The organism is Pseudomonas sp. IT-P253 (assembly GCF_949768125.1).
Lineage (GTDB): Bacteria > Pseudomonadota > Gammaproteobacteria > Pseudomonadales > Pseudomonadaceae > Aquipseudomonas.
On sequence record NZ_CATKPT010000084.1, the window covers coordinates 135,598 to 157,368 of the forward strand.

At 60.3% G+C, this 21,771-nt stretch carries 21 protein-coding genes; 13 read left to right on the forward strand and 8 right to left on the reverse strand.

Annotated features, from left to right (window positions below):
* The first annotated feature begins 45 nt into the window (after nt 1-45).
* Nucleotides 46-1,545 carry an AMP nucleosidase gene (amn, locus tag ACM6IR_RS27675; RefSeq protein ID WP_414910636.1) on the forward strand — a complete coding sequence of 500 codons (1,500 nt, stop codon included), beginning with the start codon at nt 46-48 and terminating at the stop codon, nt 1,543-1,545.
* A 70-nt stretch (nt 1,546-1,615) separates the two neighbouring features.
* Complete coding sequence (locus ACM6IR_RS27680) at nt 1,616-2,257, forward strand: pseudouridine synthase (RefSeq protein ID WP_414910637.1); 642 nt, start codon at nt 1,616-1,618, stop codon at nt 2,255-2,257.
* On the opposite strand, the gene ACM6IR_RS27685 is transcribed toward ACM6IR_RS27680, so the two are convergent.
* Together ACM6IR_RS27685 and ACM6IR_RS27690 are read right to left on the reverse strand one after the other, a co-directional pair.
* The gene (locus tag ACM6IR_RS27685; RefSeq protein ID WP_414910638.1) at nt 2,252-2,458 is read right to left on the reverse strand and encodes a DUF2788 domain-containing protein; all 207 of its coding nucleotides are present in this window, start codon (nt 2,456-2,458) and stop codon (nt 2,252-2,254) included. The genes ACM6IR_RS27680 and ACM6IR_RS27685 overlap by 6 nt on opposite strands.
* Nucleotides 2,459-2,686: 228 nt before the next feature.
* Nucleotides 2,687-3,166, reverse strand: coding sequence for an Lrp/AsnC family transcriptional regulator (locus tag ACM6IR_RS27690; protein ID WP_007894448.1), 480 nt, complete (start codon nt 3,164-3,166; stop codon nt 2,687-2,689).
* A gap of 437 nt (nt 3,167-3,603) precedes the next feature.
* On the opposite strand from ACM6IR_RS27690, the gene ACM6IR_RS27695 reads away from it, so the two are divergent.
* Nucleotides 3,604-4,656 (forward strand): DUF6515 family protein, encoded by a 1,053-nt coding sequence (locus ACM6IR_RS27695; protein ID WP_414910639.1) that lies wholly within the window; start codon nt 3,604-3,606, stop codon nt 4,654-4,656.
* Here the strand turns inward: ACM6IR_RS27695 and ACM6IR_RS27700 are convergent.
* Together ACM6IR_RS27700 and ACM6IR_RS27705 are read right to left on the reverse strand one after the other, a co-directional pair.
* Nucleotides 4,641-5,546, reverse strand: a complete 906-nt coding sequence (locus ACM6IR_RS27700) for a cation diffusion facilitator family transporter (RefSeq protein ID WP_414910640.1) — start codon at nt 5,544-5,546, stop codon at nt 4,641-4,643. The two genes, ACM6IR_RS27695 and ACM6IR_RS27700, sit on opposite strands and share 16 nt — an antisense overlap.
* A 40-nt stretch (nt 5,547-5,586) precedes the next feature.
* Complete coding sequence (locus tag ACM6IR_RS27705) at nt 5,587-6,006, reverse strand: polyribonucleotide nucleotidyltransferase (RefSeq protein ID WP_414910641.1); 420 nt, start codon at nt 6,004-6,006, stop codon at nt 5,587-5,589.
* 110 nt (nt 6,007-6,116) lie between these two features.
* On the opposite strand from ACM6IR_RS27705, the gene hrpB reads away from it, so the two are divergent.
* Entirely contained in the window at nt 6,117-8,633 is a 2,517-nt protein-coding gene (gene hrpB, locus ACM6IR_RS27710) for an ATP-dependent helicase HrpB (RefSeq protein WP_414910642.1), read from the forward strand.
* A gap of 34 nt (nt 8,634-8,667) precedes the next feature.
* Here the strand turns inward: hrpB and ACM6IR_RS27715 are convergent, their stop codons facing one another.
* Nucleotides 8,668-9,579 carry a LysR substrate-binding domain-containing protein gene (locus ACM6IR_RS27715; RefSeq protein ID WP_414910688.1) on the reverse strand — a complete coding sequence of 304 codons (912 nt, stop codon included), beginning with the start codon at nt 9,577-9,579 and terminating at the stop codon, nt 8,668-8,670.
* A 226-nt stretch (nt 9,580-9,805) separates the two neighbouring features.
* Between ACM6IR_RS27715 and ACM6IR_RS27720 the strand changes: the two genes are divergently transcribed.
* From ACM6IR_RS27720 to ACM6IR_RS27740, 5 genes are all read left to right on the forward strand, one after another.
* Nucleotides 9,806-11,296, forward strand: a complete 1,491-nt coding sequence (locus ACM6IR_RS27720) for an aldehyde dehydrogenase (RefSeq protein ID WP_414910643.1) — start codon at nt 9,806-9,808, stop codon at nt 11,294-11,296.
* Nucleotides 11,297-11,320: 24 nt separating this feature from the next.
* Complete coding sequence (locus ACM6IR_RS27725; RefSeq protein WP_414910644.1) at nt 11,321-12,691, forward strand: aspartate aminotransferase family protein; 1,371 nt, start codon at nt 11,321-11,323, stop codon at nt 12,689-12,691.
* A gap of 381 nt (nt 12,692-13,072) precedes the next feature.
* Entirely contained in the window at nt 13,073-14,059 is a 987-nt protein-coding gene (locus ACM6IR_RS27730; protein WP_414910645.1) for an ABC transporter substrate-binding protein, read from the forward strand.
* 9 nt (nt 14,060-14,068) lie between these two features.
* The gene (locus ACM6IR_RS27735) at nt 14,069-14,872 is read left to right on the forward strand and encodes an ABC transporter permease (protein ID WP_414910646.1); all 804 of its coding nucleotides are present in this window, start codon (nt 14,069-14,071) and stop codon (nt 14,870-14,872) included.
* On the forward strand, nt 14,860-15,696 hold the full coding sequence (locus tag ACM6IR_RS27740) for an ABC transporter ATP-binding protein (RefSeq protein ID WP_414910647.1): 837 nt from the start codon (nt 14,860-14,862) through the stop codon (nt 15,694-15,696). The genes ACM6IR_RS27735 and ACM6IR_RS27740 overlap by 13 nt, the downstream gene beginning before the upstream one ends.
* Nucleotides 15,697-15,829: 133 nt before the next feature.
* Here ACM6IR_RS27740 and ACM6IR_RS27745 read toward each other — a convergent pair whose 3' ends face one another.
* Both ACM6IR_RS27745 and ACM6IR_RS27750 read right to left on the reverse strand, forming a co-directional pair.
* The gene (locus ACM6IR_RS27745) at nt 15,830-16,909 is read right to left on the reverse strand and encodes an endonuclease/exonuclease/phosphatase family protein (RefSeq protein ID WP_414910648.1); all 1,080 of its coding nucleotides are present in this window, start codon (nt 16,907-16,909) and stop codon (nt 15,830-15,832) included.
* Nucleotides 16,910-17,219: 310 nt separating this feature from the next.
* Nucleotides 17,220-17,894 carry a YciC family protein gene (locus ACM6IR_RS27750; protein ID WP_414910649.1) on the reverse strand — a complete coding sequence of 225 codons (675 nt, stop codon included), beginning with the start codon at nt 17,892-17,894 and terminating at the stop codon, nt 17,220-17,222.
* Between the two features lie 178 nt (nt 17,895-18,072).
* Here ACM6IR_RS27750 and ACM6IR_RS27755 point away from each other — a divergent pair, with 178 nt between their 5' ends.
* The 3 genes from ACM6IR_RS27755 (at nt 18,073) to ACM6IR_RS27765 (ending at nt 20,109) form a co-directional block, all read left to right on the forward strand.
* Nucleotides 18,073-18,858: a DUF2076 domain-containing protein gene (locus tag ACM6IR_RS27755; RefSeq protein ID WP_414910689.1), complete on the forward strand. Its 786-nt coding sequence runs from the start codon at nt 18,073-18,075 to the stop codon at nt 18,856-18,858.
* Nucleotides 18,859-18,995: 137 nt separating this feature from the next.
* Nucleotides 18,996-19,475 carry an NYN domain-containing protein gene (locus tag ACM6IR_RS27760; RefSeq protein WP_414910650.1) on the forward strand — a complete coding sequence of 160 codons (480 nt, stop codon included), beginning with the start codon at nt 18,996-18,998 and terminating at the stop codon, nt 19,473-19,475.
* Nucleotides 19,476-19,497: 22 nt separating this feature from the next.
* A complete protein-coding gene (locus tag ACM6IR_RS27765) occupies nt 19,498-20,109 on the forward strand; it encodes a PolC-type DNA polymerase III (protein WP_201116189.1) in 612 nt (203 codons plus the stop codon).
* 107 nt (nt 20,110-20,216) lie between these two features.
* On the opposite strand, the gene ACM6IR_RS27770 is transcribed toward ACM6IR_RS27765, so the two are convergent.
* Nucleotides 20,217-20,663, reverse strand: coding sequence for an Lrp/AsnC family transcriptional regulator (locus ACM6IR_RS27770; protein ID WP_414910651.1), 447 nt, complete (start codon nt 20,661-20,663; stop codon nt 20,217-20,219).
* Nucleotides 20,664-20,825: 162 nt separating this feature from the next.
* Between ACM6IR_RS27770 and yedA the strand changes: the two genes are divergently transcribed.
* Complete coding sequence (gene yedA / locus ACM6IR_RS27775; protein ID WP_414910652.1) at nt 20,826-21,752, forward strand: drug/metabolite exporter YedA; 927 nt, start codon at nt 20,826-20,828, stop codon at nt 21,750-21,752.
* Nucleotides 21,753-21,771 lie beyond the last annotated feature (19 nt).

Below are 21,771 nucleotides of genomic sequence, written 5' to 3' on the forward strand. Positions count from 1 at the left end.
AGGCTCGCTCCCACAGGGTTCCCGTGAAGCGACGATGCAGGCAAGATGAAGGTCTGCAAGTCAGAACACAGGATGCTGATCGTGACCGAAGCTTTTATTATCGTTCAAACCGCCGAGCAAGCCGTGGACCGGCTTGCACTCCTGCACAATCGTGCAACCACCGCGCTGAACCAGGCGCTCAAGCGTTACCTCAAGGATCGTATTGAGCCGGACGCCGAACAGCGCGCGATGTTCCGTTATCCTGAACTGCGTCTGACCTACCATTGCCAGGGCGAAGTCCCACAGACCACACGTGCCTACGCCAAGGTTCAGTTGCCCGGGACCTACAGCGTCACCGTCACCCATCCCGCCGCCTTCCGTAAATACCTGCTGGAACAGCTGGTGCCGTTGATGCATGACTTCACCGTGACGGTCGAAGTGGGCATCAGCCAGCAGAACATTCCTTATCCATACGTGGTTGAACAGGGTGAAGAGCTGGCCGGCTCTGGCGTGACCGCTGCCGTGCTGGCACGGGTGTTCCCGAGTACCGACCTGTCGGCCGCCACCGATGGCATTGCCGATGGTTTGTACGATTGGGAAAACACCGATCCGCTGCCGCTGGCGTTGTTCGATGCGGCACGGGTGGACTTCTCGCTGCGCCGACTGGTGCATTACACCGGCAGCGACTGGCGCCATGTACAGCCGTGGATTCTGCTGACCAACTACCACCGTTATGTCGACCAGTTCATCGTCCATGGCCTGGAGCAGTTGCGCAGTGATCCGCGTTTTGTGCGGATGGTGTTGCCGGGCAACGTGATCATCGAAAAGAGCATGGATCACGGCGAAGCCTCGGCGATTGCCGCAGGCGTGGTCTGGCACCGCTACCAAATGCCGGCCTACCACCTGATTGCCAGCGACGGCCATGGCGTGACCCTGGTGAACATCGGTGTCGGCCCGTCCAACGCCAAGAACATCACTGACCATTTGGCGGTGCTGCGCCCACATTGCTGGCTGATGATTGGCCACTGCGGTGGCTTGCGTCAGTCGCAGACCATTGGCGACTACGTGTTGGCTCACGCCTACATGCGCCGCGACGGGATTCTCGACCGGGTCGTGCCGCCGAACATTCCGATTCCAGCCCTGGCCGAAGTGCAGATGGCGTTGCAGCAAGCGGCGGCCAATATCACCGGCGAGAAGGGCGATCAGCTGAAGAAGCGCCTGCGCACCGGCACCGTGCTGACCTACGACGACCGTAACTGGGAGTTGCGTTGGGCTCAGGAACGTCCGTTGATCAACTTGTCCCGCGCCGTCGCAGTGGATATGGAAAGCGGCACCATCGCAGCGCAAGGTTATCGCTTGCGCGTGCCTTACGGCACGCTGCTCTGTGTCTCGGACAAACCCTTGCACAGCGAAATCAAGCTGCCGGGCTCGGCCAACGCCTTCTATGAGCGCGCGGTCAGCCAGCACTTGAAGATCGGTATCGAGGCGGTGGATTTGTTGCGCACCGAACTCAACTCGCTGCACTCGCGCAAATTGCGCAGCTTCGACGAGCCGCCGTTCCGCTGATAGATGTCATGGTCATTTGGCGGTCGGGGCACTAGCATTAGCAGCCCTGACCGTTAGATGTTCTTTTCCCATGTCCCGTCCTCAACGTCCCGTTTCCCGCCGCCCTGGCGTGAAGCCTGCGCCATCGTCCTCAGCCCCGCGCCGTGTCGCCAAAGCGCCGCCGGCCGAGCCGAAGCTGATTCTGTTCAACAAACCGTTCGATGTGCTGACGCAATTCAGCGATGGCGAAGGGCGGGCGACGCTCAAGGACTATATCGAGATTCCGGGGATTTACCCGGCAGGACGGCTGGACCGTGACAGCGAAGGTTTGTTGCTGTTGACCAACGACGGTCAGCTTCAAGCGCGGATCGCCGACCCGAAGCACAAACTGGCCAAGACCTATTGGGTGCAGGTGGAAGGCGAGCCGAGCGCCGAGCAGTTGCAGCGCTTGCGCGATGGTGTCGAGCTGAACGACGGCATGACCTTGCCTGCCGAAGCACGGCAGCTGGACGAACCTGAATTGTGGCCACGCAACCCGCCGGTGCGCTTTCGCAAAAGCGTGCCGACCCATTGGCTGGAGCTGGTGATTCGCGAGGGACGCAACCGTCAGGTGCGACGCATGACTGCTGCGGTCGGCTTGCCGACGCTGCGGCTGGTGCGGGTCAGAATCGGCGACTGGTCGATCGAAGGGCTCGATCAGGGCCAGTGGAAGGAAGTCCCGGCGCGTTTATGAGCCGTTTTCGATGTACGCGATCACCACACTTTTGACGACGAACGCGAAAATCCCCAGGCCCAGCACGAAGAACAGAATGAGCGTGCCGAACTTGCCGGCCTTGGACTTCTTCGCCAGGTCCCAGACGATGAAACCCATGAAAATGATCAGGATGGTGACCAGGCCGGTCATCATCCACTCTTCAAATACTGCAGGATCCATCGAACATCTCCAGCGCGGGCGGGGCTAAAAAGGGCGGGGCGAGTATACGCCATGGGGGAATGGCGGGGCATTGACCTGCGTCGGTGTGCCTGTAGCAGCTGGCGAAGCCTGCGTTCGGCTGCGCAGCAGTCGTAAAATCAGACGTCGCGGTTTTTCAGGTAAACCGTGGATACAGCATTTACGACTGCTGTGCAGCCGAACGCAGGCTTCGCCAGCTGCTACAAGGGCTCAGCTGCGCAGGTGAGTTAGGGGTAACTCGGTGCTGTTGAGCACCTGGTTCAACACAAAACTCGAGCGCACGCTCGTCACTCCTTCAATCCGGGTCAAATGCCCCAGCAGCAGTTTTTGATAGTGGTCCATGTCCGGCACGACAACCTTGAGCTGATAGTCAGCATCCATCCCGGTCACCAAACTGCACTCCAGCACTTGCGGCAGCGTGCGAATGGCCGCTTCAAAGTTCTCGAACCGCTCCGGCGTGTGTCGGTCCATGCCGATCAGTACGTAAGCCGTCAGGCTCAACCCAAGCATTTTTCGGTCCAGCAAGGCGACCTGACGGGTGATGTAGCCGTCATCTTCCAATTGCTTGACCCGCCGCGAGCACGGCGAGGGGGACAGGCCGATGCGTTCGGCCAGCTCCTGGTTGGAGATGCGCGCGTCACGCTGCAATTCCGCCAAAATGCTCAGGTCGTATCGGTCGAGTTTGCTCATCAATCAGGCCTTTGTCATAACTATTGCGGAAGATTATCTATCCAGGGTTAAAAATTGCGCAAGTGATGTTTATTTGAGCAATATTCGCAATCCTCTGCCGGTGCCGCGAGCCTATTCTTATCACCAGAATCACTGCTCGGACAAACAGTCCAAAGCGGCTCGCCCAATCAGGCCAGCTGCGGTCGCCACTCCCCACAGGGGATGAGCCGGCCCCCGAGCTACACACTGTCCAGAAGACGGCGTGAGGTGAGCCGACGTCATAAGCGTCGAGCACGGACGAAGTTCTCAAGGGGAGGCCGACGGGTCTCCCCTTTTTCTTGTCCTTGAATTTCTCGCCCATCCTCAATAAATAAGTTTCGCGACTGATAACCTGTTGCAGAACCGGCCTGCACTTTCCCAGTCTTACGTACAGGCCCTAACCCGCAGTGAGGAAAAGCATGAAGTCGCGCATCTGGCGTATGGCCGGTGTTGGTTTGTTGTGTGTAAGCATCACTGCTCAAGCGCTGGCCGATGAGCCGCAATACCGTGGGCCCGAGGGCGGGCAACACGGGTCGGATGGCCATCAGGGAAACAATCAGGGCCATGGCGGCAACAATCAGCCGCGCCCGCAAAATAATCAGCCTGCTCAAAACAATCAACCGCATGTGCAGAACAACGATGGCCATCGAGGTGAGAACAACCGTCAGTACGAGCACAACGGCCAGAATCAGAATGGGCAATACCGCGCGCCGCAGGAGTACAACAATCCGGTCCGGCCGCCACCACCGTCGCCGAGGCCACAGGCTAATGAATTGCCGATCCAGGGCCGGCCCGACACAGTGCGCCAGACCCAGCAACCGCAGCATGGCTACTATCAGGACGTTCCGCAGCGCAGCAATAATAATCCGCACTGGCAAAACGGTGGTCAGGGTTCACACCCCGATGATCACCGGTGGGAGGGGCGTCCGGAGGGGCATGGCAATGGCTGGGGCCCCGGCCCGCAGTATCGTCCAGGCCATGTAGTCGATCGCTTCCCGGACCGTGAGTTCCGCGTGCCTTATCGAGGTCAGGATTACTTCTACTCCGGCGGCTACTGGTATCGCCCGCAGGGCCCACGCTATGTAGTGGTGCAGCCGCCTCGCGGAATTCGTGTCAGCTATCTGCCCGACTACGCGCGTGAAGTGTGGATCGGCGGTGCGCTGTTGTTCCTGGCAGCAGGCTCGTATTACGCCTATCAGGAAAGCACTCAGGATTACGTCGTGGTTGAACCGCCGGTGCAACAGGCGCCGCAACCGACCAGCAATGGCTATGACGTGGAGGCTTATCCAGCCAACGGCCAGTCGCCCGAGCAGGTCAATCAGGATGGCTACGAGTGCTATCAATACGCGGTGCAGCAGAGTGGCTTTGATCCGCGAACGGCCACCTACCAACCGGACCCGTCGGTGGTGCAAGCCTACCGTCAGGCCCAGGGCAACTGCCTGAGCAGTCGCGGTTATCAGGTTTCTTTCTGAGCCTTGGCGGCCAGTACCGCTTCCCGCGGGTCGGCGTGCACCAGCACTTCGGCTTGCGGGTAGGCGGCGTGAATCGCATCGGCGGCTTGATCGCTGATGCCGTGAGCGACTGAGAGGGTCAGGTTGCCCGGTAACTCCAGATGCAATTGGACGAACCATCGGTTGCCGGAAATTCGCGTGCGCAGGTCATGCGCGCCCAAAACCCCAGGTACACCGCAAGCCAGTTCGAGCATGTTCTGGCTGACATCCGGCGGCAGTTCTTCATCCATGAGCACCGTAAAGCTTTCCCGGGCGATCTGAATCGCGCTCCACAGAATGTAGACCGCAATCGCCAGACCAAACCACGCATCCACCTGGCTCCAGCCAAACCCGGCCAATACCAGCGCCACGAGGATGCTGCCGTTGAGCAGCATGTCCGAGCGGTAGTGCAGCGAGTCCGCACGTACCGCGTTCGAGCCGGTCGCCTTGACCACCCGATGTTGCAACATCAGCAACGCCAGTGTCAGCACCAGGGAGAACACAATCACCCCAATGCTGATCCACGGCGCGCCCACGGGCTCCGGATGCTTCAACCGGTCAAACGCCTGCAAGGCAATCAACACCGCACTGCCACCAATGAACAGCGCCTGAGCCATGCCGGCCAGTGATTCGGCTTTGCCATGGCCGTAACGGTGATCGTCATCGGCAGGACGCAAGGCGTAATGCACCGCCAGCAAATTAAGCAGCGACGTCACGCCATCGAGTACCGAGTCAGTCAACCCGGCGAGCATGCTCACCGAACCGCTCAACCACCAGGCGATGGCCTTGGCGACGATCAGCGTACACGCGACCGCCACCGAGGCACGGGTTGCCAGCCGCAGCAGGCGGGCGTGTTCGACGCTTGTGATCATAGGTACGGCTTTTCCTTTTAAGTGGCCCTAAATGCACGGATTACGCAGCAGGTTGCAAGCCGAACATAGCCAATTGCTGAGCACTGCCCTTGTGTTGGATCAAGCGCGGGTCATCCAGCGGGAAGTGACGGCCCAGTTCTGTGTCGAGAATAGTCTGCAACTTCTGAGTGTCGACCTTGCCGTCGGCACCGATGGCATCCTTGAGTTTTTCCGGGGCTACCTGGGCGGTCTTGCCCGGTTCGAAATAAATCGCACCGGTGGTGAAGTCCACGGCAAACGCGATCAGGCCAGGGACGATATAGAACAGCAGGCCCACGGCATCGAGGGCGGCGATGGCCGGGTCGATCTTGCCGTCAATCTGACCGCGGCGATCCGGGTAGAAGATCGATCCGCAGGCGGTCACTTGGGTCAGCAGGGTCGCCACCAATACACCGCCAATCAGGCGAAAGGGAACACGCATATGAAATCTCCTGAGTCATGTAGAAAACGAAGCGTCGTCGATATGAATTAGGACAGCAACGAGCGACAAGCCGTTCGCCGTTATACTCGCGCCTCTGTTTGGGAGCCAGCATGATTTCTTTGCCGATTGATGAAGTTTTACCCGCTTTGCGTGAAGCCTTGGCTACACGCCACGAAGCCGTGCTCGAAGCACCGCCCGGTGCCGGTAAAACCACCCGAGTGCCCTTGGCCTTGCTCAATGAGCCGTGGCTGGCGGGACAAACCATCCTGATGCTCGAACCGCGCCGGTTGGCAGCGCGGGCGGCGGCGGACCGTTTGGCCAGTGAACTGGGCGAGAAGGTCGGTGAAACCGTCGGTTATCGCATTCGCCTCGACAGCAAAGTCGGGCCCAAAACACGTATCGAAGTGGTCACCGAAGGTATCCTCACCCGGCGCTTGCAAGATGACCCGGCGCTGGAAGGCGTCGGCCTGCTGATCTTCGACGAATTCCATGAGCGCAGTCTCGACGCTGACCTCGCGTTGGCCCTGAGTTTGAACGGCCGGGAGCTGTTCCGGGACGATCAACCGCTGAAAATCCTGTTGATGTCGGCAACCCTTGAAGGCGAACGCCTGGCCGGGTTGCTCGACGATGCGCCGATCCTGCGCAGTGAAGGGCGCATGTACCCAGTGCAAATGCGTTGGAGCCGACCGTTCCAGCCGGGTGAATTCATCGAGCCGCGCGTGGTGCAGACTGTTCTCGACGCCTTGAATGATGAAACCGGCAGCCTTCTGGTCTTTCTGCCGGGGCAGGCGGAAATCCGACGCGTTCATCAACAGCTGGCCGATGCGCTGGGCGAGCGCTCGCAGGTGTTGCTCTGCCCCTTGCATGGCGAACTGGACCTGGCCGCGCAGCGTGCGGCGATTGATCCTGCGCCTGCGGGCAAGCGCAAAGTGGTACTGGCGACCAACATCGCCGAGACCAGCCTGACCATCGACGGTGTGCGCGTGGTGATTGATGCCGGGTTGGCGCGAGTCCCGCGTTTCGATCCGGGCAGCGGCATGACCCGGCTCGACACCCAGCGCATCTCCCGTGCCAGCGCGACACAGCGCGCCGGCCGGGCCGGGCGTCTGGAACCGGGCGTGTGCTATCGCTTGTGGTCGCAGGATCAGCACGAGCAACTGGCGGCTTACGCCAGTGCGGAAATTCTTTCGGCGGACCTTGCCGGCCTGGCGTTGCAACTCGGGCGCTGGGGCGTGGCGCCGGGGCAGTTAGTGTGGCTCGACATTCCGCCAGCGGCGGCGTATGCACAGGCTCAGGATTTGCTCGATCGTCTGGGCGCCCTGGACGGCGAAGCGCTGACCCGTCACGGCCAGGCCATGGCCGAACTGCCGGCGCATCCACGCATCGCCCATTTGCTGTTACGCGGGCAGGCACTTGGCCTGGCAGACATGGCCTGCGACGTCGCGGCATTACTGGGGGAGCGAGATATTTTGCGCGGTGCCGGGGCTGACTTGCACAGTCGACTGGTGTTGTTGTCCGGCGAAGAGCGCGCTGCACGTGGCGCTCAGGGCGGCGTGCAACGGGCCCGGCAACTGGCGCGACAGTATCGCGGTTATCTGCGCGGCAAAGCGTCGGAGCCCGTCAGCGATCCGGATCATCCGCGTTGGCTCGGCGCGCTGCTGGCGCTGGCCTATCCGGACCGTGTTGCCCAACAACGTCGGGCCGGTGGCGCAGAGTATCGCCTGGCCAACGGTCGCGCAGCGCTGTTCGCTGACGCCGACAGTCTGATGAAACAACCGTGGCTGGTGATCGCCGACCTCGGCAGCCGTCAGGGCCAGCGTGAGGAACGGATTTATCTGGCGGCGGATTTCGATCCGGCGTTGTTTGATTCCGTGCTGTCGGAGCAAGTGCGGTGCGTCGATCAACTGGATTGGGATGAGCGCGAAGGTGTGTTGCGCGCCGAGCGTCAGCGCAAGGTGGGCGAGTTGATCCTCAGTCGCGAACCGCTGACCGGCCTCGATGAAACGGCTCGCAGCCAGGCGCTGGTGAATCTGGTGCGACGCAAGGGGCTGGAACTGTTGCCGTGGACGCCGGAGCTGCGTCAGTGGCAAGCGCGAGTCGCGTTGTTGCGGCAGTTGGACCTCAACAGCAAACATGAAAGTGAATGGCCGGATGTCAGCGACGCCGCGCTGCTTAAACGCCTCGAGCACTGGCTGATGCCGTACCTGGGGAAAGTCTCGCGACTCAGTCACTTCGCCAATCTGGACCTTTCGAGCATCGTCCATAACTTGTTGCCATGGCCGCTGCCGCAACGGCTCGACGAGCTGGCGCCGCATCATTTGAGTGTGCCGTCGGGTTCTTCGATTCGTCTGGATTACAGTGAGCAACCGCCGATTCTGGCGGTGCGTTTGCAAGAGTTGTTCGGCCTGGCCGAGACGCCGAGGATTGCCGGCGGCCGCCAGGTGGTGAAGTTGCACCTGCTGTCCCCGGCGCGGCGGCCGGTGCAGGTGACCCAGGACCTGGCAAACTTCTGGCGCAGCACTTACGCCGAAGTGAAGAAGGATTTGAAAGGACGCTATCCCAAGCATTACTGGCCGGATGATCCGCTGGTGGCCGAAGCCACCGCGCGGATCAGACCCCGCAAATAACCCGGGCTCCCTGTAGGAGCGAGCAGGCTCGCTCCTACAAGGGCTTGGCGGTGAGCTGCTCTCTGCAGTAATCAGCAAACAACTGCGCCGGTTTGGTCAGTTGCCCGCGTTTGAGCCACGCGGCCACCAGCCCTGAGCCGGTGACGTCTTCGACGATGTCCACGCACACCACTTTCTGGCCGTCGTAGGTGCATTCCGAATGTGGCCGGGTGACCAGGATCGAAAAGCCGAACCCTTGCCCGACCATCCCCCGCACCATTTCGATCGACGGCGAACTGAAGGCGATGTGCGGCGTCAGGCCGAGTTCTTCGAACAGGCTGACGAAGTAGGTCCGGCTCGGTTGTACGTCCAGCAAAATCATCGGCTCCAGGCACAGGTCACGCAGCGACACCTGCTTGAGCTGGGCAAAGCGGTGGTCCGCCGGCAGTAACGCGTAAGGCCGTTGCGCCGGCATCAGCGGTTCGGTCTGGATGGTGGCGTCGAGGTCGTGCTCATACAGGATCGCCAGGTCGAAGGTGCCCGAGGTCAGGCCTTGCACCAGCTCTTGCTGCTCGCCGTCGCGGATGCGGATTTTCACCCCCGGGTACAGCGCCGAGAACCCGGCAATCAACTGTGGCAAGTACAAGGGGGCAACCGTTTCGAAGCAACCGATATCGATTTGCCCGGACACCACGTCGTTGTCGGCCAGGGCGTTCTGTTCGAATTCCTTGGCCATGCGCAGCAGTTCCTGGGCCTTGCGGTAGAAGCGCGCGCCGCTAGGGGTCAGGGACACGCCCTGGGCGTGGTGACGGATCAGCAGCTGTACGCCGAAGCTGTCTTCCAGGCCTTTGATCGCTGTGGAGATCGCCGGCTGGGCGATGTACAGCTTGCGCGAAGCCTCGGCGACGCTGCCGCATTCGACGGTGGTGATGAAGTACTTCAGTTGACGCAGGTTGTAGGCAGCCACGGCAAACCTCGGGGTGGATGGAGTCGACATCCAGGCAATTTTTGCGCCGACGGCATCCGTTCTGACGACGGTGTTGTTAGGCCTGAACAATAACTACATACCGCGCAACCGGGGAGATTGGTTGCCCAGTTTTTTCATGGTCTGCGAAGACATTTTTACTATTTTTCCTGGACTCGGGCCTGGGCCACCATCCAATTCACAAGAAAAGCCCATGGAGCATCTGAACGTGTTCGAGCTTACATACTGGCAAAACAAGGCCGCTGCACAGCCGTTTCCAGATCAGGCACTGATCGACGGCAAACCCCGTTCGGCGCAGTCGGGACAGACCTTCGCCGTGATCAACCCCGCCACCGGCCAGTGTCTGGCTAACGTGGCCGCTTGCGGTGATGAAGACGTGAACGCGGCTGTGCGCAGTGCGCGGCAAGTGTTCGAGGCTGGAACCTGGGCGGCGCGTTCGCCGGGTGAGCGTAAGCAAGTGCTGTTGCGCCTGGCTGATCTGATCATGGATCACCGCGAAGAACTGGCATTGCTTGATTCGCTGAACATGGGCAAACCGGTGATGGATGCCTACAACATCGACGTGCCGGGCGCTGCCGGAGTGTTTCGCTGGTACGCCGAAAGCCTCGACAAACTCTACGACCAGATTGCCCCCAGCGCGCAGAACGTACTGGCGACCATCACCCGCGAAGCGCTCGGTGTGGTGGCGGCGGTGGTGCCATGGAATTTCCCGCTGGACATGGCGGCGTGGAAACTCGCCCCGGCCTTGGCTGCCGGTAACTCGGTGATCCTCAAACCCGCCGAGCAATCACCGTTTTCCGCGCTGCGTCTGGCCGAGCTGGCGCTGGAAGCCGGCCTGCCGCCAGGCGTGCTGAACGTAGTGCCGGGTCTCGGTGAGCAGACCGGCAAAGCCCTTGGTTTGCACCCGGACGTCGATTGCCTGGTCTTCACCGGCTCCACCGAAGTCGGCAAATACTTCATGCAGTATTCCGCGCAATCGAACCTCAAACAGGTGTGGCTGGAATGCGGCGGCAAGAGTGCGAATCTGGTGTTCGCCGATTGTCAGGACCTTGATCTGGCCGCCGAGAAAGCGGCGTTCGGGATCTTCTTCAATCAGGGTGAAGTCTGCTCGGCCAACTCGCGTTTGCTGGTGGAGCGTTCGATTCATGATGAATTCGTCGAACGCCTCAAGGTGCAGGCTGAACGCTGGCAGCCGGGTGATCCGCTGGACCCGTCGAGCAACGCCGGGGCGATTGTCGACAGCCGCCAGACTGCGCGCATCATGAAGTTCATCGAGCAGGCCGCACGCTTGGGCGCGACCAAGGTATGTGGTGGCCGGCAATCGATCTTCAACGGCTCCGATAACTTCATTCAGCCAACGATATTTACCGGTGTGAGCCCGGACATGCCGCTGTTTCGCGACGAAGTATTCGGCCCGGTGTTGGCCATCACAGCCTTCGATGACGAGGCACATGCCTTGCAACTGGCCAACGACAGCGTCTACGGCCTGGCCGCTTCGCTGTGGACCAATGACCTCAATCGGGCCCATCGCGTGGCGCGACAATTGCGAGCGGGCACCGTGTCGGTCAACAGCGTCGATGCACTCGATGTGACCGTACCTTTTGGCGGTGGCAAGCAGTCCGGATTCGGCCGCGACTTGTCGCTGCACTCTTTCGATAAATACACTCAGTTGAAGACCACCTGGTTTCAATTGCGCTAATAACAAAAAAACGGAGAACTGGCGATGACCACACCACGTGAAACCCGCGACTACCAGGCCGCCGATGCTGCGCACCACATCCACGCATTCGTCGATCAAAAGGCACTCAACGACGAAGGGCCGCGCGTGATGGTCCGTGGCGAGCGCCTGCACCTGTGGGACAACGATGGTCGGCGTTACCTCGACGGCATGTCCGGGCTGTGGTGCACAAACCTCGGTTACGGCCGCAAGGACCTGGCGGCGGCCGCGACTAAACAGCTTGAGCAGTTGCCTTACTACAACATGTTTTTCCACACCACCCACCCGCAGGTGATCGAGCTGTCGGAGCTGTTGTTCAGCCTGCTGCCGGGACACTACAGCCACGCGATCTACACCAACTCGGGCTCGGAAGCCAACGAAGTGCTGATCCGTACCGTGCGCCGTTACTGGACGATCCTCGGCAAGCCCGAGAAGAAAATCATGATCGGTCGCTGGAACGGTTACCACGGCTCGACCCTGGCCGCGACGGCGCTCGGAGGCATGAAGTTCATGCACGAAATGGGCGGCATGATTCCGGACATCGAACACATCGATGAGCCGTACTTTTTTGCCCACGAAGGCAATCTGACCCCGGCCGAGTTTGGGCTGCGGGCGGCGCAGCAACTGGAAGCGAAGATTCTCGAGCTCGGCGCGGACAAGGTCGCCGGCTTTATCGCCGAACCGTTCCAGGGCGCGGGCGGGATGATCTTTCCGCCAGAAAGCTACTGGCCGGAAATTCAGCGGATCTGCCGCAAGTACGATGTGCTGCTGTGCGCCGATGAAGTGATCGGCGGCTTCGGTCGAACCGGCGAATGGTTCGCCCACGAGCACTTCGGTTTCGAGCCGGACACGCTGTCCATCGCCAAGGGTTTGACCTCGGGTTACATCCCCATGGGCGGACTGATCCTGTCGAAAAAAATGGCCCAGGTACTGGTGGAGCAGGGCGGGGTGTTTGCCCATGGGTTGACCTATTCCGGGCACCCGGTGGCGGCGGCGGTGGCCATCGCCAACCTCAAGGCGTTGCGCGATGAGGGGGTGGTGACGCGGGTCAAGGATGACATCGGGCCGTACCTGCAACAGTGCTTGCGCGAGGTGTTCGGCAATCACCCGTTGGTGGGGGATATTCAAGGCGTCGGCATGGTCGCGGCACTGCAATTGGCGGAGGACAAAACCAGCCGCAAGCGCTTTGCCAACGAAAACGATATTGCCTGGCGATGCCGCACGATTGGCTTTGAGGAAGGGGTGATCATTCGCTCGACGCTAGGGCGAATGATCATGGCACCGGCATTGATTGCCAGTCGTGAAGAGGTTGATGAACTGGTGGGGAAGACCCTGAAAGCAGTTGATCGTACGGCGCAGGAATACGGCCGGCTCTGAGATTGCCGGAAGGTCCTGCGGACCTTATCGCGAGCAAGCTCGCTCCCACAGGGGTTCTGTGTCGAACATAGATCCAATGTGGGAGCGAGCCTGCTCGCGAATGCTATGGCCCATTCACCACACTTCCCACCTTTTGCACCCACCCCGTGCGCCCCTGCCAATACCGCCCTTTCCCAGTGCGCGCTACCGCGTTTTTTCTTCGCTCCCAGCGACATATTTCCTAATTTTCCTAATCCCGGGCTTGGGCCAACATCGACTTCGCCAGTCAGCCAAACGATGACCACCGAAGGGTCCATTCAGAGACCACAGGTAGCATCTGCTTCAAGGCCACTGACCGTACTGCCCATTACAAAACTAAATCAACAGCTTTGGGAGTGCTCCATGAAAAAGTCCTTGTTTACCCGCTTCGCTCATCCACTGGCGTTCACCGCCATCGCCGCGACGGTCGCCACCAGCGCCCAGGCCGGCACCTTGTCCATCGGTCACACCACATGGGTGGGCTACGGCACGCTCTATCTGGCTCAGGATCTGGGCTACTTCAAGGAAAACGGCTTGACCGTCGAATTGCCCGTCGTCGAAGAGGCCTCGATGTATATGGCCGCCCAGGCGTCTGGAGAATTGTCGGGCTCGGCGTCGACCATCGACGAAGTGCTCAAGTACCGTCCGCAATTTTGCTTCAAGGCAGTCGCCGCACTTGATGACAGCCATGGTGGCGACGGTGTGCTCGTGGGCAAGGACGTTAAGAGTCTGCAAGAGCTGAAGGGCCAGGCGGTGGCGGTAAACGAAGGGTCGACCTCGCAGTTCTGGTTATCGTATCTGCTGAAAAAGCACGGCATGAAAATGAGCGACATCACCGTGCAAAACATGACGGCTGACGACGCGGCTACCGCGTTTATCGCCGGTCGCGTGCCGGCCGCCGTGACCTGGGAACCGCACCTGTCGATGGTTCGCAGCAAGAATCAAGGCAAGGTCTTGATTGACAGCAGCAGCACGCCGGGGGTGATTGTCGACGTGGTGGCGCTCAACTGTTCAGTCATCGAAAAGCAGCCAGAAGACGTCAAGGCGTTGGTCGCCGGTCTGTACAAAGCAGTGAAATACACCCAGGAGCATCCGCAAGAGGCCTACAAAATAATGGCCAAGGGCGTCGGTGGTTACCTCGCCGATCCGAAGGAACTGGCCGCCGCCGCGCAAGGCGTGCGCTTCTACGATCAAGCCATGAGCGAAAAACTCCTGGGCTCGCCAGGCAAGCCGGGCGATAGCGAACCGCTGATCAAACTGGCCAACGAGACCGCCAGTGAGTTGCAGGGCAAGCCCTACAACGTCAGCAATGACGACCTGATCGACAACCGTTTCGTCAGCCCGCTCTAGGAGGTTCGCATGTTCAAGCGCAATTCATGGCTGAGCCGCTGTATGACGCCCAAGACCGGCTTGCCCGTACAGGTCATCTGGAGCGCGAGTGGCCTGGCCTGGGTTCTATTGATCGGCTTGTGGGCAGGGTTGTCCTATGGCGGCGTGGTGCCGGGCATGTTCCTGCCGACACCGGGGGCGGTGGTCGAGGCCGCCGTGCGCCTGGGTCGCGACGGCACACTCGGTCAACACGTGTGGGCCAGCGTCGAAGTGGTGATGGTCGGCTTCATCGTCTCGTCCCTGGTGGCGGTGCCGTTGGGGTTGCTGATGGGCAGCTTCCGTATCGTCCAGGCCTTCCTTGAACCGATGGTCAATTTCATCCGTTACCTGCCGGTGACCTCGTTCGTGCCGCTGTTCATTCTGTGGATCGGCATCGGCCTGGAACAACGGGTCTCGGTGATCATCTTCGGGGTGTTTTTCCAGCAACTGGTGATGATCGCGGACGTGTCCAAAGGCATTTCCAAAGACCTGATCAACGCGTCCTACACCCTGGGCTCGAACCGCCGCGATGCGGTGTTGCATGTGATCGCTCCGGCGTCGTTGCCGGGTGTGCTCGACACCTTGCGCGTGACCATGGGCTGGGCCTGGACGTACCTGGTCGTCGCCGAGCTGGTCGCGGCCTCCAGTGGTCTGGGTTACCTGAGCCTTAAAGCCATGCGCGGCTTTCAAGTGGATGTGATCTTTCTGGCAATCGCGATTATCGGCCTGTTGGGCCTGGTCACCGATCAACTGTTCCGTTTCCTACGTCTGAGGATCGCCGCATGGGCTCAGTAACCGCCGTCAACCCTCGTTTCGTCACGCCCCAGGCTGCCCCGGCGCAGGCCGCGCCTCGACTGCAAGTGGACAAGGTCAGTCTGCGTTACCAGAAGCCCGACGGTGGAATGTTCACCGCGCTGGAGCAAGTCTCGTTCGAAGTGCCGGATCAGCAATTTGCTGTGCTGGTCGGGCCATCGGGCTGCGGCAAGTCGAGCTTGCTGTACCTCACTGCCGGTCTGAATGAACCCACGGAAGGCGAGATTTACGTGGGCGGTCAGCAAGTGCAGGGGCCGGGCGCGGATCGCGGCATGGTGTTCCAGAGCTATACGCTGTTCCCGTGGCTGACCGTGCGGCAGAACGTCGAATTCGGCCTCAAGCGTCGCGGCATGGCATCCGCCGAGCGCAAGGAGATCGTCGACTATTACGTCAATGAAGTGGGCCTGACGGGATTCGCCGACAACTACGCCAAGCAGCTGTCCGGCGGCATGATGCAGCGTGTCGCCATTGCTCGGGCGTTGGCCAACGACCCGCAAATTTTGCTCATGGATGAACCCTTCGGCGCGCTGGACAGCCAGACTCGCCTGCAAATGCAGCAACTGTTGTTGCGGGTTTGGGGCAACAGCAAGAAGACCGTGCTGTTCGTGACCCACGATATCGACGAGGCGATTCTGTTGGGCGACCGGGTCTACGTCATGGGCGCGCGGCCGGGTCGGATCAAGCAAATTCTGGACGTGCCGATCGAACGCCCACGGACCCTGGACATGGTCATGGAGCGCTCGTTCATCGACATGAAGCGCAAGATCTTCGGGTTGCTGCATGACGAGCTGGAAGAGGAGCATTGAGTCTGATGCCAGTCGAGCACAATCCCTGTAGGAGCGAGCTTGCTCGCAAAAAGCGGTGGGTCAACATTGATTTCGCCTGACACGACGCCTTCGCGAGCAAGCTCGCTCCTACAGGTCTTGCGTTGAGCCGGGGTTAAGGCGCAGCCGGCAAGAGGAAACGGGCGATCACCGGCAAGTGATCGGAGATCCGCAAGGTATCGTCCTGCCTCACCGTCGCCTCGACTCGTTTGATCCGCGGACTGTAGAACAGGTAGTCAACAGTCCGGTCCGGGCCGTTCAGGCCTGGATCGTTCGGGAAATGGGTCAGCCACTGCGCCCGGTCGACGCCGCTGGCTTCGCTGTTGGTGGGGATCATCGGGTATTTGTCCCACAGCACATGCAACGCGCTGTCGGCGGAGTAGGGCATGCGTTGCTCGGAAGGCAGGCGTTGATATTGCCCCAGCGGCAACAGATTGAAATCCCCCCCGATCAACCATGGCGTGCCGCGGCTTTCGTACTTGTCGAGTACTTTGGCCACGGCCGTCACCTGGTCTTGCAAGGAGTGGTCGGGTTCGGTGATGCGGTCCAGATGGGTGTTGAGCACCGCTATCTGGCCGCCATCGCTCAATGGCAGGTAACTCATCAACAGGGCGTTTTTCGGTTGGAACTGGCGACTGATGAAATTGGTCGGCAGGGTTGGCAATTGCTGGCGTTCAGCGTGTTCGATCTGGAAGCGGCTGAGGGTCGCCAGTTGCCGTCCAACGCTGCCGAAGATGTGCGGATCGGGGACGAAATCGGCTTTCCAGTCGAAGGTGTGAGCGCTGCACGGATACAGGTCCGCGACCCGTTCTTGAAGCAACTTGAGTTGATTCTGGTAATCGCTGGCCTTGGCGCCGTCATCGAGTTCCTGCAGCAGCACGAGGTCCGGTTGCTCGTCACGAATCACCCTAGCCACTTCATCGAGGCTGAAGGCCATGTCTTCGAGGGTCGGTTTTTCGTCGTCGCCGTGCGCCAGGTCGTTCCAGAAAACGTAGCGTTTACCTGCCAGGTATTGGACGTTCCACGTCATCACCTTCAGCGCCTGGCCAGGCACCAGCGTTGGCGCCTGCGCGTTGCAACTGACCGGCAACACTTCCTTGACGCGGGGGCGCCAGGTCAGGCTGTAGATCAACAGTGCAAACAGACCGAAAACAATCAGCAGGCCCAGCAGGGTGTAGCGCAGTAGACGGGTCATGGCTCGGCTTATAGCGTTACAAAAGATGGCCCCGAGCATAACCGAGCGTAAACGGCATGCCCATCAATTCGCCATGACACGGACCGTGTAGCAGCTGGCGAAGCCTGCGTTCGGCTGCGAAGCAGTCGTAAAATCAGTGTCCTCGGTGTATCAGGTAGACTGCATGCGTCGGATTTACGACTGCTTCGCAGCCGAACGCAGGCTTCGCCAGCTGCTACAAGGGGGGGCGCCAGTCAGAGCGGTCGATTAATTTTCCCGGGCGCGTTGTCAGTCAGAGCGGTCGATTAATTTTCCCGGGCGCCGTTGTCAGTCAGAGCGGTCGATCAATTTTCTCGGGCGCCTCGGCAATCAGCATGAACAAGCGGAACAGCACCACGCTGGTGAACAGTTGCAGGAAGCTGTGAGCGCTGTCGATCAGCAGCGAAAGCGCCGGGTTCTGCGGGTCGGGGTACACCGCCATGGTCGCGCCCTTGAGCAACCATAACGGCCCCATCACGCAAAGGAGGCACACCAGAATCCGCAGGAAATGGCCGCGGGTCAGGCGCATGCTTTCCTTCATCGCCGTCAGCGGGGCCAGGCCGCGCAGCACCAGCAGGTACTCGGCAAACGCCAGGGTCACCATCAGCCAGATGCCCGGCAGGAAATACAGCGACAGACCGATCAGGATCAGCACGGTATTGAGCGCTGTCAGCAGGGCGAAGCGCGGCCACAGGGTCGCGGACATCGCCAGCAGGTCGCGGATACGCGGCGATTCGCCACGGCTGCGCGCATCGAGAAACAGGATCAGCGCCGCGGTGTACAGCGGGTACACCAGCAGGCCGACAATCACGCTGTAACCGGGAAAACCTTCCGGGCCGGCCGTGTTGTCGACAATTTGTTGCAATAGCGCCTCAAGAATCACCAGCGGCAGGCACAGCTGCACGATCTGGCCCAGATTGCGCTTGAAGAAGTACAGAGAGTCACGCAGAACGTCGAACGGATTCATCAGTCGGTATCGCTGGTCATAAGCAGTGACACACTTTAACCGATGAAGTGCTGCCACAAGCAAACGTAAACGTTAGGTAAAGACCATTGAAACATCCTGTATTAGCCTCCATTACGAGTTTGCACCTTATTCACAGTGGATAAGGGCGATGAAATTCCCGGCAATCTACGAGGTCGCCATGAACAGCGAAGAACAAACCCTGATCGATGGACTGTTTTCCCGGCTGCAACAGGCCGAAGCGGAATCAGCCCCGCGCGACGCCCAGGCCGAGGCGCGGATCAAGGAACACCTGACTCGCCAACCCGCGGCGGGCTATTTCATGACCCAGGCGATTCTGGTTCAAGAGGCGGCCATCAAGAGCCTCGACGAACAGAACAAGCAATTGACCCAGCAAATCCAGCAGTTGCAGGCCGAACTGCAACAGGCCAGGGCTCAGGCGCCCGCTGCTGCGCCTGCCAGCGGCGGCTTTCTATCGAGCATCTTTGGGGGCGGTTCCCGCGATCCGCAGCCCGCACCGACGCAGAGCGCACCGCCATCGACTGGCGGCTGGCGCGAACCGGCGCGGCCGTCGTTCAATTCGCAACCGCCACAGCAGAACTTCGGTGCGGCGCCGCCTCAGCAGAACTATGGCGCAGCGCCGCCTCAGCAGAACTACGCACCACAACAACCTGTCGGCAGCGGATTCCTTGGCGGTGCACTGAAAACCGCCGCCGGTGTGGCGGGTGGCGTGATGCTGGCGCAAGGCATCAGCAGCCTGTTCCATCACAATCAGCAGCCGGAAGTGGTTGAAGTGATCAAGGAGGAACCGGCTCAGGTCACCGATCAGAGCAATGACAAAGGCTGGGGCAGTGATCAGCGCATGGCGGACAACAACACCAACGATCAGGGCGGTTTCGCCGATACCGACTACAACGATGACAGTTCATCGTTCTTCGGCGGCGATGACGACGATTCCTTCGTCTGACACGCCATTCGTCCGGAGCGCTGCGGCGCTTCGGGCTGATTATTCGCGGAACAATCCTTATGGCTGGCATACTGGGCAACTTTTCGGGCCTGGTGCCTGATCCTGCCTGCGCGTCTGTGCGCTCATGAGGATGTACGGTGAAAAAAATTGCAGTGTTCGCCGATGTTCAAAACCTCTATTACACCGTGCGCCAGGCCTATGGTTGCCACTTCAACTATGCCGCGTTGTGGGCTGACATCAGCAAACAGGGCAAGATCGTCGAGGCCTATGCCTATGCGATCGATCGTGGCGACAGCAAACAGCAGCAGTTCCAGCAGATCCTGCGCAATCTCGGTTTTACCGTGAAGCTCAAACCCTACATCCAGCGCAGCGACGGCTCGGCCAAGGGCGACTGGGATGTGGGCATCACCCTCGACATCATGGACGCTGCAGACCATGTCGACGAAGTGGTGCTGGCCTCCGGCGACGGTGATTTCGACATGCTGCTGGAGCGCATCATCAGCAAGCACGGCGTTCAAGCGGTGGCTTACGGCGTGCCGGGCCTGACGGCTAACTCGCTGATCCGCGCCGCCAGCCGCTATGTGCCAATCGAAGGCGCATTACTGCTCAAGAATTGATTTTTACGGAGTTGAAACCGGTTTGGAACGCATAGCAGTCATCGACTTTGAAACCACCGGGATCTCCCCGGGCACTGGCTGCCGGGCCACCGAAATTGCCGTGGTGATCCTCGAACAGGGGCGCATCGTCGATCGCTACCAAAGCCTGATGAATGCGGGCGTGCGCGTCCCGGCGTTCATCGAACAACTCACCGGCATCAGCAACGCCATGTTGCGCACTGCGCCATCGGCCGAACAGGTGATGAACGAAGTCAACGAATTCGTCGGCATCACGCCGCTGCTGGCCCATAACGCCGCGTTCGACCAGAAGTTCTGGGATTTTGAACTCGGGCTGATCAAACGCACCCGTTTGCAGAACTTTGCCTGCTCGTTGCTACTGGCCCGTCGGCTGATGCCCGCCGCACCGAACCACAAACTCGGCACCCTCACCACGTTCGCCAAACTGCCTCATACCGGCCAGGCTCACCGGGCCATGGCCGATGCCGAGATGGCCGCCAACCTGACGGCGCATCTCGCGCAGGAACTCCGGCACAAGCATGGGTTGCGGGAGTTGTCGCATGAGTTGTTGTGCAGCTTGCAGAAAGTGCCGGCGGCGAAGATCAATGAGCATCTCAAGCGCCATCGCGGGTTTTAGAGTTTAGCGGTGCTTGGACGGGACTCTTCGCGGGCAAGCCTCGCTCCTACAGGTACGATGAAATCCTGTAGGAGCGAGGCTTGCCCGCGAAGGTGTCATCCGCTTCACTATTTCCCTTCAAGCTGCCCCAACGGCACGCGCTTCTCGATGGCGCTCGACAACACGATTGACGTCTTGCTGAAGCCAAACTTGGCAATCCGGTTAATCAGCTCTTCCAGCTCCGGCATCGAGCCCACCGCCGCCTGCATGATTACGCACGGATCTCCGGTAACCCTGTGGCATTCGGTCAGTTGCGGGATTTTGATCAGGTCGTCGTAGGCCTTCTGATTGCCATGCTGATTCAGGCGCAGCTCGATGACGCACTGGATCGGCAGGCCGACCTTGGACAGGTCGACCTTCGCCTGGTAACCCGTGATCACGCCGCAGGCTTCGAGTTTGGCTACGCGCTCGGCGACGGCCGGGGCGGACAGGTTCACCTTGCGCGCCAGTTCGGCGTAGGACGCCCGACCATTTTCCAGCAGGGCGCTGAGCAGCATTCGGTCGTATTTATCCATCGTGGCTACCCTCAAATGACCTGGCTTTCGAAAGCACGGTTTATAGCGGTGATTCCCATGTTTTGAAAAGTGTACGGGCGGTTTAAACAGGTTTTGTAACTTATTTTTCGCTGTTGGCCTTTCTAGAATAGCTGTTCACTTGCCTTGCCTACGAGCTGCCCCATGCCTGGCCTACGTCGCTTTCCTTTGCCGTTGATCGCTGCCTTTTTCGCCTTGTACGTGATTTGGGGCTCGACCTACCTGGTGATTCGCATCGGCGTCGAGTACTGGCCGCCATTGCTGCTCGGGGGTATCCGGTTTGTGATTGCCGGTTCGTTGATGTACGCCTTCCTGCGCTGGCGCGGGGCGCCGGCACCGACATGGGCGCAGTGGAAAGCGGCGGGAATCATCGGGATTTTGCTGCTCAGTTGCGGCAACGGCGCGGTCAGCGTGGCTGAACACACCGGCGTGGCCTCGGGCGTGGCAGCATTGGCGGTGGCGACGGTGCCGCTGTTTACCTTGCTTTGCGGCTATTTCTGGGGCGCGCGTAATACCCGTCTCGAATGGGCCGGGATTGTGCTCGGGTTGATCGGTATTGCCATGTTGAATCTCGGATCAAACCTGCAGTCGAGTCCGCTGGGCGCTGTGTTGTTGGTGTTCGCGGCGGCGGCCTGGGCGTTCGGGTCGGTGTGGAGCAAGCACTTGCCGTTACCACAAGGCGCGATGGCCAGCGCCGTGGAGATGCTGGTGGGCGGCGTGGTGCTGTTGATCGGCAGCGCGGTCAGCGGTGAACACCTGGAAAGCCTGCCGCCCGTCGAAGGCTGGGCCGCGCTGGCGTACCTGATCTTTTTCGGTTCGATCATCGCGTTCAACGCCTACATGTACCTGTTGAAAAATGTGCGTCCGGCGGCGGCCACCAGTTACGCCTACGTCAACCCGGCGGTGGCGGTGTTGTTGGGGATTGTGTTTGTCGGCGAAACCATCGGTATCGAAGAAGCACTGGCGATGTTGGTGATTATCAGCGCCGTGGTGCTGATCGGATTGCCGCAGTGGCGTCGCGCTCCTGTTCAGGCCGCCGTAGCGGTGCCGACTGAAACCCGTGTGAATTAGGGTAAACTGCGCGCCATTG

Bases quoted from the DNA above. Each gene is read 5' to 3' on its own strand.
- amn (WP_414910636.1), top strand. From the start codon at position 46: ATGAAGGTCTGCAAGTCAGAACACAGGATGCTGATCGTGACCGAAGCT.
- ACM6IR_RS27680 (WP_414910637.1), top strand. From the start codon at position 1,616: ATGTCCCGTCCTCAACGTCCCGTTTCCCGCCGCCCTGGCGTGAAGCCT.
- ACM6IR_RS27685 (WP_414910638.1), bottom strand. From the start codon at position 2,458: ATGGATCCTGCAGTATTTGAAGAGTGGATGATGACCGGCCTGGTCACC.
- ACM6IR_RS27690 (WP_007894448.1), bottom strand. From the start codon at position 3,166: ATGAGCAAACTCGACCGATACGACCTGAGCATTTTGGCGGAATTGCAG.
- ACM6IR_RS27695 (WP_414910639.1), top strand. From the start codon at position 3,604: ATGAAGTCGCGCATCTGGCGTATGGCCGGTGTTGGTTTGTTGTGTGTA.
- ACM6IR_RS27700 (WP_414910640.1), bottom strand. From the start codon at position 5,546: ATGATCACAAGCGTCGAACACGCCCGCCTGCTGCGGCTGGCAACCCGT.
- ACM6IR_RS27705 (WP_414910641.1), bottom strand. From the start codon at position 6,006: ATGCGTGTTCCCTTTCGCCTGATTGGCGGTGTATTGGTGGCGACCCTG.
- hrpB (WP_414910642.1), top strand. From the start codon at position 6,117: ATGATTTCTTTGCCGATTGATGAAGTTTTACCCGCTTTGCGTGAAGCC.
- ACM6IR_RS27725 (WP_414910644.1), top strand. From the start codon at position 11,321: ATGACCACACCACGTGAAACCCGCGACTACCAGGCCGCCGATGCTGCG.
- ACM6IR_RS27730 (WP_414910645.1), top strand. From the start codon at position 13,073: ATGAAAAAGTCCTTGTTTACCCGCTTCGCTCATCCACTGGCGTTCACC.
- ACM6IR_RS27735 (WP_414910646.1), top strand. From the start codon at position 14,069: ATGTTCAAGCGCAATTCATGGCTGAGCCGCTGTATGACGCCCAAGACC.
- ACM6IR_RS27740 (WP_414910647.1), top strand. From the start codon at position 14,860: ATGGGCTCAGTAACCGCCGTCAACCCTCGTTTCGTCACGCCCCAGGCT.
- ACM6IR_RS27745 (WP_414910648.1), bottom strand. From the start codon at position 16,909: ATGACCCGTCTACTGCGCTACACCCTGCTGGGCCTGCTGATTGTTTTC.
- ACM6IR_RS27750 (WP_414910649.1), bottom strand. From the start codon at position 17,894: ATGAATCCGTTCGACGTTCTGCGTGACTCTCTGTACTTCTTCAAGCGC.
- ACM6IR_RS27755 (WP_414910689.1), top strand. From the start codon at position 18,073: ATGAACAGCGAAGAACAAACCCTGATCGATGGACTGTTTTCCCGGCTG.
- ACM6IR_RS27770 (WP_414910651.1), bottom strand. From the start codon at position 20,663: ATGGATAAATACGACCGAATGCTGCTCAGCGCCCTGCTGGAAAATGGT.
- yedA (WP_414910652.1), top strand. From the start codon at position 20,826: ATGCCTGGCCTACGTCGCTTTCCTTTGCCGTTGATCGCTGCCTTTTTC.